Annotated in this window: 8 protein-coding genes; 2 read left to right on the plus strand and 6 right to left on the minus strand. The window is 45.5% G+C overall.

From position 1 onward, the window contains the following. The first annotated feature begins 174 nt into the window (after positions 1-174). Complete coding sequence (locus DSOL_RS20870) at positions 175-330, plus strand: aspartyl-phosphate phosphatase Spo0E family protein (protein ID WP_075366712.1); 156 nt, start codon at positions 175-177, stop codon at positions 328-330. 202 nt (positions 331-532) lie between these two features. Beyond that, a complete protein-coding gene (locus DSOL_RS20875) occupies positions 533-1,708 on the plus strand; it encodes an MFS transporter (protein ID WP_235838933.1) in 1,176 nt (391 codons plus the stop codon). A 129-nt stretch (positions 1,709-1,837) separates the two neighbouring features. Here DSOL_RS20875 and DSOL_RS20880 read toward each other — a convergent pair whose 3' ends face one another. From DSOL_RS20880 to DSOL_RS20905, 6 genes are all read right to left on the minus strand, one after another. Further along, the gene (locus DSOL_RS20880; RefSeq protein WP_075366713.1) at positions 1,838-2,995 is read right to left on the minus strand and encodes an acetyl-CoA C-acyltransferase; all 1,158 of its coding nucleotides are present in this window, start codon (positions 2,993-2,995) and stop codon (positions 1,838-1,840) included. 11 nt (positions 2,996-3,006) lie between these two features. Continuing rightward, positions 3,007-5,394, minus strand: a complete 2,388-nt coding sequence (locus DSOL_RS20885) for a 3-hydroxyacyl-CoA dehydrogenase/enoyl-CoA hydratase family protein (protein WP_075366714.1) — start codon at positions 5,392-5,394, stop codon at positions 3,007-3,009. A 168-nt stretch (positions 5,395-5,562) separates the two neighbouring features. Then, positions 5,563-6,864 (minus strand): DUF362 domain-containing protein, encoded by a 1,302-nt coding sequence (locus DSOL_RS20890; RefSeq protein WP_075366715.1) that lies wholly within the window; start codon positions 6,862-6,864, stop codon positions 5,563-5,565. Positions 6,865-6,950: 86 nt separating this feature from the next. Next, entirely contained in the window at positions 6,951-7,820 is an 870-nt protein-coding gene (locus tag DSOL_RS20895; RefSeq protein ID WP_075366716.1) for a 3-hydroxyacyl-CoA dehydrogenase family protein, read from the minus strand. Positions 7,821-7,881: 61 nt separating this feature from the next. Then, positions 7,882-8,775, minus strand: a complete 894-nt coding sequence (locus tag DSOL_RS20900) for an MBL fold metallo-hydrolase (RefSeq protein WP_235838934.1) — start codon at positions 8,773-8,775, stop codon at positions 7,882-7,884. An 84-nt stretch (positions 8,776-8,859) separates the two neighbouring features. Further along, positions 8,860-10,674 carry an acyl-CoA dehydrogenase family protein gene (locus tag DSOL_RS20905; RefSeq protein ID WP_075366717.1) on the minus strand — a complete coding sequence of 605 codons (1,815 nt, stop codon included), beginning with the start codon at positions 10,672-10,674 and terminating at the stop codon, positions 8,860-8,862. Positions 10,675-10,681: the final 7 nt, after the last annotated feature.

The following is a 10,681-nucleotide window of genomic DNA, read 5'->3' on the forward strand; positions in this document are numbered from 1 at the left end:
ATGATTATAAATTTGGGGGACCTGTATGTCAAGAAGCATCTTTCGTGGATAGGAGAATATCGTCGTCCGTTATTTTTTCTTTAGCGCATCCGAGAAATTTTTCCTACACGTTGCTCCTTTTCCGATTATGGATTATAATACCATTATGTGAAAACTCCGGGGGTGTACAACCAAATGCCGTGTAACGTAGTAGAACTCCTTGACGCGATAGAGAACTTGCGTCACCACCTGAATCAATTTGCCAGTAATAATAACTTCACCGATCCAGAAGTTATAAGCATGAGCCAGAGATTAGATGGGCTGCTCAATGAATATAATGCTTACATTTGAAACGAACGGGAAAAATGATCCCAGTTAACAGAAAGAAACCTATAAAGAAACTAGTCCCTCAAGGCTGTAAACCCTAGGGGACTAGTCCTTTTGAGACGGCCTAAAATTTTTAACAAACCGCAGGTATATTAACCCTTTACGAAGAATTTAACCTCTTGTGTCAAATTAAATATTACTTAAAACATGAGAGGATTGAAGATATGTGGGGATTAGGAAAAGGGATTTTGTGTTGTTCTTATTGGCCAGCGCAGCTATAGGAATTAGTCAAAGCGTCGATACTTCTTTTTTTAATAACTTTCTCAATGATAGTTACCACCTGACCATAACCCAGAGGACTTTTCTAGAGATTCCACGAGAATTTCCAGGATTTGCAGTTGTCTTTGTAACTGGTCTTTTGTTTGCCTTCGGAGATATACGGACGGCCGCTGTGGCTAACGTTCTCGCCGGGCTAGGGTCCCTCGGTCTAGCATTTTGGTCGCCGGAATACTTACCGATGATTGGCTGGCTAACAGTTTACAGCATGGGCCAACATTTATTTATGCCCATGTCCAACAGTATTGGCATGAATTTAGCTGCAGATGGTCATATGGGAAGAAGGCTAGGGCAGATTAACTCTGTGAACACGGCAGTCTTTCTAGCAACTAGTTTGGCCACCGCTTTCCTATTTCGGTTTATTAAAATTGACTATCATTTTGCTTTCACAATTTCGGCAGCGGCTTTCTTCCTGTCAGCTGTACTTATTCTAATGATGACCCCTCACTCAGGTAAGAGAATCGGCAAGCGCTTTGTTCTACGCCAAGAATATAAAGTATTCTACGGACTGAATATCCTTTATGGTGCTAGAAAACAGATTTTTATCACTTTTGGCCCGTGGGTTCTGATTAAAATATTCAATCAGGGGGTAGCTACCTTTGCCATCTTAAGCTTCTTTATCGCTGGCCTAGGAATTGTTTTCAAGCCTTTCATTGGTCATCTCATTGACAGTGTGGGAGAGCGATTCGTCCTAGCAGGAGAAGCAGTATCTCTGATCTTTGTTTGCCTAGGTTATGCCTTTACAAGAGGGATATTCGATAATTTAGGTCTGGGAAGCATCACTCTGTACGCAATATGTGCTTTATTTGTTCTCGATCAAATGCTTGCTGCGGTAAGTATGGCCAGAGCAACCTATTTGAAAAAAATTGCTCTTAGCGAAGAAGATGTTTCTCCGACTCTGTCCATGGGAATAACCCTAGATCACATGGTTTCAATGTTTGTGCCGTGGCTAGGCGGGTTAATCTGGACTGTTTTAGGCTATGAGTATGTATTTGTCGCTGGTGCCGCTATTGCCACCCTCAATTTGCTCTTGACTACAAGAATGAAGACGGTTAACCCACTTTAATTAGGCTTTTCCTACGGTTTTAACATCTGTAGCCAAATAGGCCATGTCTGAACCAGACATGGCCTATTTTTGTATCTTAAGTGAACGGAACTCGTGTGAACGTGCAAAGACCCCTTACTTTCAAAAACTCTACAGTAACTCGTACACCCCAGCGGCCCCCATACCGCCCCCAATACACATGGTCACCATGCCGTATTTCAGTTTCCGTTTTCCCATTTCATGTAATAAGGTTGCTGTGAGCTTTGCCCCAGTACAGCCGAGTGGATGTCCGAAGGCAATAGCCCCACCATTGACGTTGACTTTTGATGGATTGATGTCTAACGTCTTGATAATCGCTAGCGATTGCGAGGCAAACGCTTCATTTAACTCAAATAAATCAATTTGGTCTAGGCTCAATCCAGCTTGCTTTAAAACTTTGGGTATCGCCTTAATCGGGCCGATTCCCATCAACTCGGGTTCCACTCCTGCAACCGCAAAGCCGCGCCAAACAGCAACGGGTTTTAAACCTAGGACTTTAACTTTTTGTTCAGACATCAGAAGAGAGATAGCTGCACCGTCACTGGTCTGAGACGAGTTCCCTGCCGTGACTGAGCCTCCATTCAAGAAGGCAGGCTTGAGCTTGGCCAAGGATTCCAAGGTGGTCTCGGGACGAATCCCCTCATCCTTCTTGAACCACTTTTCCCCTGGTTTTCCCCAAGTGGGTAGAGGAATTGGAACAATTTCGTCATCAAATCGTCCGCTACTCTGGGCCGCAAAGGCTTTTTGATGGCTTTGTACTGAGAATGCATCTTGCTGATCACGGGTTACTTCATATTTCTTAGCCACGTTTTCAGCCGTTATTCCCATTGAGAGATAGACCTCCGGAGCATTGGCGATCATGAAGGGATTGGGAGCCGGTTTTCCTCCACCCATCGGAACCATGGACATGCTCTCTGCTCCACCGGCGAGCATCACATCTGCTTCACCCAAGCGAATCCGATCCGCTGCCATGGAAATCGCTTGAAGCCCTGACGAGCAGAAACGGTTAATGGTCACTCCGGCAACATCAAGTGGGAGACCAGCGCGCAGGGCCATGATCCTGGCCATATTCATTCCTTGCTCTCCCTCTGGAAACGAACAACCTAAGACAAAGTCCTCAATCTCTTCCGTTTTAAGAGAAGGTACTCTTTTAAGGATATCTTGTATAACATAAGCCCCTAAATCATCTGGACGAACCTGTGCCAAGGAACCTTTGACTGATTTTCCGATAGCCGTTCGCTTGGCCTGTATAATGTAGGCTTCTTGCATGCTTTTCCCCCCTAATTTCGTAATGGCTTGCCCTTCGCGAGCATGTGGCGAATACGATCCTGAGTCTTTGCTTCGCCAAGTAAGCTCATAAAGGCTTCTCGTTCAAGATCCAAGAGATATTGCTCATCCACGAGCATTCCTGCCGGACGATCTCCACCTGTCATAGCATAAGCCAGTTTATTACCCAAATACCGATCATAATCAGAGATATAATTCCCTTGCCGCATTCCATATAAGGCAAGTTCCAAAGTGCCACGAACGCCCGGACCTGCAATTTTAACGTTTGTTGGCAAATTAGGCCTAAAGTTACGTGCCAAATCAATTACTCGGGCCTTAGCATCCATAATGATATGTTCTGGATTCATGCTATACCGGTCGTGATCACGTAAGAAGCCGAGTTGACGTGCTTTTTCAGCGCTCATCGAGACTTGGGCCATGGCAATCGCCTCGAACCGCTTCGCAAAGAAGTAATCTGGAGCCACCTGTATACCTGGAAGAACCCCTTCCATCGCCCTTACGGCCATTTCTTTGGTTCCGCCGCCACCTGGAATCAAGCCAACTCCCATTTCAACAAGTCCCATGTAAGTTTCTGATGAGGCTTGAATAGCATGGGAATGCAAGCAAATTTCCGCGCCGCCGCCAAGGGTCATCCCGAAAGGAGCCGCAACGACAGGTTTTTTCGCATATTTCAGAGCCATCGTTTCGTTTTGTAAAGCACGTATCATGAGGTCGATCTGATCCCAATTTTCCTCTTCGGCTTCCAAGAGAATGAGCATGAGATTTGCACCCACGCAGAAGTTCTTGCCTTGATTGCCGATAACCATTCCAAGATAGTTTTCTTCAACCTCTTCCAACGATTTATGAATCATGGTCACAATATCTTCGCCGATAGAATTATTAGGAGAGTGGAATTCCAAGCAAGCAACTCCGTCACCGAGATCTATCAGGCTCGCTCCATCGTTCCCCATGATAACCTTACCGGCTTTATGAGCTTGCTTAAACGAAAAAGCGTATGGACTCACTGTTTTTTCAAGATAGGTTCCTGCATTGTAATAAGCAGTCTGTCCATTTTCGGTCTTTTGATAGAAGCTCTTCAGCCCTTTAGCCAGTAAATCTTCCACGAGCGGGGGGATTGTGCCGCCTTCCGCGATGATACGATCCGCCATTGCTTTGACTCCAAGTGCATCCCAAAGTTCAAACGGACCCATTTCCCAGTTGTACCCCCAGCGCATGGCTTCATCGATTCCGGTAATGTCGTCCGCAATATCCTCAACAATAGTAGCCGCATAAAGCAAGGATGCTTTTAATACATTCCAAGCAAACTCTGACCCAATGTCATCGCCGCTAACTAAGGTGCGAAGTTTCTCAGGCAAGCCTTTTGCCTGTTTTGCCTTTTCCAAGGAAGCAAATTTTACATTTTTTTGTGGGCCATAAGTCATTGATTGAATATCTAGAACTTCAATTACTTTGCCTTTAGGACCTTTAGACTTTTTGTAAAAACCTTGCTTGGTTTTATCGCCCAACCAACCATTTTTCAGCATGGTGTGTATAAACTCTGGCAATACAAAGTTATCTTTTTCTGCGGGTACGCCTTCTGCAACGTTATTGTTTGAGTGGATAAAGGTATCCAGTCCGACGAGGTCTATCGTACGAAACGATGCACTCTTCGGACGACCCATGACGGGTCCTGTCAAAGCATCCACTTCTTCCACGGTTAACCCGGTACGGAGCATTTCCTTAAGTATCACTGGAGAGGCAATGGCGCCAATCCGGTTCGCAATAAAGTTGGGCGTGTCTTTAGCCATAACAACCCCTTTACCCAAGACCCGCTCTCCAAATTCGCAGAGGAATGTGACGACTCCTGGATCGGTATTGGGACCAGAAATAATTTCCAGGAGTTTCATATAGCGCGGGGGGTTAAAGAAGTGCGTTCCTAGGAAATACTGAGTAAAGCTCTCTGGGAGCCCTTCCACCATAGATTTTAGAGAGATCCCCGAAGTATTAGAGCTAACAATCGTCCCTGGACGGACATTCGCAGCGATCTTTTTGAAGAGGTCTACTTTAATATCGAGGCGTTCCACAACGACCTCAATCACCCAATCCACTTCACTTAAACGACCTAAATCATCGCTTAAGTTCCCCACCTCAATTCGCTCGGCAAACTCTGGGACTAAAAGTGGGGCAGGATTCATTTTAATCAGTTTACTCTTATTCGTTTCCGCAATGCTATTTCGAACCTTACGGTCCTCAAGGGTCAATCCGGCGGCCTCTTCTTTTGCTGACAGCTTAGAAGGGACAATATCCAACAACAGGCTCGGAATCCCGGCATTAGCCAAATGCGCTGCGATGGTACTCCCCATCACACCTGACCCTATTACCGCTACTTTATGAATCTGCATTTATATCCTCCTCTCGTTTCTTCTGGGCGACACCTTGTTCTTCTTATCTCGTTCGGTTATTTTTTAACCGAAGTGCGCCTTCAAATATCCTAACATTGGCTCTACTTCATTTTCCAAGGTTCGTGGACTGCGAGCCATGACCCAATCCGTTGTGGCTTCATCCAGGGACTATTCGACCGACCAGTCAGCAAGCTTAAAACCCTCATTCTCCTTATAGCGGCCAAACAAATAGTGACGGAAACGCACATACTCGTTATAGTCACACTTAATCCCTTCTTCAGAAAGCACCTCGACGAATTTTTCCAGATCAGGCGGACATCCCCAGATTGGAATCGCCTTATTAATATTAGAATTATTCTTATTTAAGTGACAGGCACACTTACCGAATAGGACGGATTTTTCAAAACCAGTGGAGGCCAGCTGTTGCTTGCCACTGACTACCTCAACATTCGGAAAGGGATCCCCTTTAAATGCCGACGAAAAAAGGATTAGCATAGGGTTATATTGTACGGAACAGCCCGTGCACAGACTACTGTCATACTTTCGGATTGCAAGTCCGGTGATTCCCCTTTTTTGGAATCCAGCAGGACCAGTATCTTCGTCAGACCATTCCCAATCATAGTCTACAAATTCTTGATGCTCTGCGACACTTTCTCCTCTGACCTCGTAATCCGCCAATTCCATACTGTACCCATGGCGCTTGGCATAATTGGTCAGATGGACCACCTCTTTCGCTTGATAACCGAGGACGGCCGCCCCCACAAGGTCGCAGGCAAAAGGATCACGAGAAGCTATCAGTAAATCCTTTCGAAACGCTTTTCCAGTTGGTCCTGGACCTTTCTCTAGGGTATAAAGGCCATCGATGATGGTCAAAGCGACTGGCAACTTTTCAATAATGCGGGGGAACATACGACTAAGTTCCTCATCACCCACGCCGTGACAAGCCTGTTTGGATTTCTTATTGAGACACCCCTTGAGGTTTTTAATACCCAAAGACACTTTAGCCTGATTATGCGTTTTTAACACAGGAACGTTAATGATCTTGTCCGCTTCCAAGGCTTGCTTGGCAATATCCAATTTAAAGCCATCTCCATAATCTGTTGCGACAAACTCCCCTTGGTTAAAGTCCACAAGCTTAACACCGTAGCGTTCCTGCAGTTTTTTATACCCTAAAGCTTCGTAAACAGCATCTGCTTTAGGATTTAACGTCGGAAGGGCACCTTCGCCAATTGTCAAATCACTAAAACCATGCTCCACCAAGATACGGACCAAGGCCGTTATCACAGTACTAGTGGTAATTACTCCATAAGGAGGAAAGGGTAAATCAAAATCCCAACTTACTATGTTTGGTTTAATTAGGATCTTATCATTCGTGTTCAGCCCCGCTAACCCATCGCACAATCTCAGACCCTCCTGAAGAGACTCATAGACATCGGTTACTTCTACCAGTGATACTGCTGCTTTTGTCATTGAAACTCCCCTCTACTCTTGTAATAGTCAACGTAATAGTTTGCCTATACTAGTGGCGACAAAACTCTCGAAATTTCAGATAGAAATCATCCTTCGTAAGAATAGAAACCTTTTTTCGTCTTCCTACCCCATTCTCCCTTAGCAAACTTCTCAACGATTAATGGTGAAGGTTTGTCTTTTGGGTCGCCAGTTTCTTGATAGCGTTCCATAGCAATATAATAGGCAAGATCTATGCCTGTGAAATCCATTAAACGGAAGGGTCCCATCGGATGCCCTAAAGCATTGGTTACTGCCATGTCAATCTCTTCAGGAGTAGAAATCCCCATGTCAGCGAGAAACTGTGCTTCATGGTGAAGCGCAGCAAGGATGCGATTCACTAAGAAACCATAAATTTCTTTCTTAAGCCAAGCACCCTTTTTGCCCATTTTTTTGCATAAATCCATAGTTATTTGGGCAGTTTCTGTGGAAGTATGCGGCCCTTGCACTACCTCCACCAGTTTCATAACCAAGGCAGGATTGAAGAAGTGCATGTTGCACACTTTATCCGGCCGCTTCGTGGCGTCAGCTATTTTCGAACTGACAATAAAGGAACTGTTAGTAGCCAAAATTGCCTGAGGAGGAGCAATCCTATCCAAGTCTGCAAAGAGTTTCCGTTTTACGTTAATCTTTTCAACCGCTGCCTCAATCACAAAATCTGCGTCTCCGGCTGCCTTCTCAAGATTTTGAGTAAACGAAATATTCGCCATGGCCTGTTCGGCTTGTTCCTGCGTCAATTTGGCTTTGGCAACCCGCTCCGGCAAATATGTGCGCGCAAACTCCTCAGCTTTACTCAACATCTCCAAGCTGATGTCAGTACAACTGACCTGATATCCGGCCAAGGCAGCGCTCAAGGCAATTTGATGGCCCATATTTCCGGCCCCAATCACACAAATCTTCTTTACGTCCTCAATTTTCAATCTAATGCACCTCCTTGAAATCACAACCGAATGAGAAAATCTTGAAATGACCAACCACCTCTTAGGCATAAGCCTTGTACCTATGATTCGATTTGACAAAGATCCGCCCCTGTTTCATTAAACGTTGCAGGTGTTTTTTAAGCATGGTCTCTTCGAAGAAACGGTAAAGCTTTTGAGGTTCTGGATAGCGGCGAAATATGATATTAGTATCGACTAGTTCTGCTATAGTCTTAGGAGCACGTAAGTGCCATAAAATCTGTTTTTCTCGAAGATCAAGCATGTCTGCGTAGTCTCTTAACCTATCCGGGATATTGTCTGTAACAATACCGATATGACTTGTTACTAATACCTTGGGGTTCAGCTCAATTAGACGCTCAATGGAGCATGCGAACTCCTCAAGATCTGAACGCACATTACCGTACCAAGGTCCGAAGGGGGATAGGTCAATATCCCCCGAAAACAATATGCTAGCCGTTGGTTCATAGAGAGAAATATGCCCCGGGGTATGACCCGGTGTGTGGATCACTTGCAATGCGACATCTCCAAAATCCAAGACTTCCCCGTCCAACAATTCTCTGTCTACTGCTTGACCTGGCGGTCCTCCCGGAAATTGCAAGGGGTCCGGAAATTCTTGGGGAGAGTTAAATCCAGTGAATGCTAAGAATTGTTCAGGAGAACGCAAGGCAGGTGCATCCAAAGCGTGCGCCCAAACCAGCGCCTTCGGAAAATACTTGTTTCCGTAAGCATGGTCCAAATGAAAATGAGTATTAATGATTACATCCACTTCGCCAGCTGCCATAATGGCTTCCCTACGACTACGGCCAAACCCTGTGTCAACCAGAACCTTTAACCCAGTATCAATCATTAACCCGTTGCTGTAAGGAAACCGCCCACCTTGTTCCCCAGACACAAAGAACAAATTCGGTTGTAATTCGGTAAACATCTTGTCACTCATTTGCGTTACTCCCAGTTCTCTTAGCCACCAAAATCCTACCACAGGTATTCCAGTCTCCCGTTAGTTTTTCCTTTAGAGACTCCGTTAGAACGCCCCTTCCGGTATATCGATAGCCGAGGTATCAGCTTCTTTAATAATCCGCACAGTCGCCACCACATTAGGGACTATATTGAGAACATAAAATTTAGCGGTCTGTAGTTTGCCGTTATAGAAGTCTTGGTCATCATTTCCTTGAGCCAGTTTTTCTTGGGCAACTAAGGCTTGTTGCATCAGCAAGCAACCGCCATAGAGTTCGGCTGTAATCCGCAAAATTCTCGTACTATACAACGGAACCAGTCTAATATTTTCCTTAAAGTAGCCTAATACGGTGCCCAAGAGTTCCTGGTAGGCCAACAACGCTTTACCCAGCACTCCAAACTCACGAGCAAAGGTGTCATGATTTTGATTAGCCTGTACGAATGTAGCCATCTCCATCATCCATTCCTTGAAGACATTACCTTTATCAAGACTCCACTTACGACCCACAAGATCCATTGACTGTATGAAATTGGTGCCTTCCCAGATCGAGTAAATCTTGACATCCCTAGCCTGACGCGCCACTGGGTATTCCTCTGTGAACCCGTAGCCTGCGAAAACTTGTATCGCTTCGGTAATCATTAACCACCCTTGGTCCGAGCAATACGCTTTGACTAAGGGGGTGATAACTTCAATGGAGCGTTTAGCTTCCCGAAGATCTGCAGGATCATCCCCAAATTCGATTAAGTCTAAATAGTAGTAGCCCTTAAAAATCATGGCACGCATAGCTTCCAGCGTGGCTTTCTGGGTGAGCAGCATACGCCGGACATCTTCATGTTGGATAATGGGTACCCGATTCCCTTTAGGATTGTTAATAGGTCGACCCTGAATGCGCTCCTTAGCATAATGAACTGCATTGTTATACGCCACCGTCGCCACCGCCAGAGCACTGTGCCCAGTATCCATCCGCGAACCATTAATCATCTTAAACATTTGGGCCATGCCCTGCCCAAAACCTTTTTCATCCGGTGCGCTGCCTAACAAGAGACCGCGACACTGGCCCTCTTCTCCGAAACCGAGCACTGCTGTGGACGAACCCTTGAGTCCCAGTTTGTGTTCGATCCCAACAGTTGAGACATCGTTGGGTTCTCCCAAACTGCCATCTTCGTTAACCCAAATTTTTGGCACAATGAATAACGACAAACCTTTAGTACCCAAAGCCGCACCATCAACACGAGCTAGAACCAAGTGTATGATGTTTTCAGTGAGATCGTGATCTCCTCCAGTTATAAAGCATTTTGTCCCTTTGACCTTGTAAATTAATGGGTTATCAGTGGCGTAGGCCTTGGTCGTCATATCCCCAACATCGGAACCGCCACCGGGTTCAGTTAGGCACATAGTGCCTTCCCAAATGCCCTCGAACATTTTCGGGGTGTAGAGGGCGATCTGCTCAGGAGATCCGAAGGCCTTGATCACGGACGCTATACCACCGCACAACCCAATATACGGGGACATAGCTGGGTTTGCGCCAATAATAAATTCACGGACGGCTTCGTTTAAGATCTCAGGAAGGGCTCCCTCTCCTTCGACGTCACTGTTGCTTGCACCCCACCCATTTTCTTGTATAAATTTGAAGGCCTTATGAAAAGATGGTGGAACTGTAACTTTCCCCTCCTTAAAGATCGCTCCTATTGTGTCGCCGTCATCATTCGTGGGAGCGACAACGTCTCTGCACACTTTTAAGGACTGATCAAGAATTCCATCGACATCCTCAATACTGAGATAATCCTGAAAGCGCTTTAATCCAAGAATTTTCTTTCCATCCAGCCATTCTTTGATAATAAATTTGTGATCCCGGTTAGAGTATAAAAAGTTACTGGCCACAAATACT

The sequence above is a fragment of the Desulfosporosinus metallidurans genome (assembly GCF_001936615.1).
Classification (GTDB): Bacteria; Bacillota; Desulfitobacteriia; order Desulfitobacteriales; family Desulfitobacteriaceae; genus Desulfosporosinus; species Desulfosporosinus metallidurans.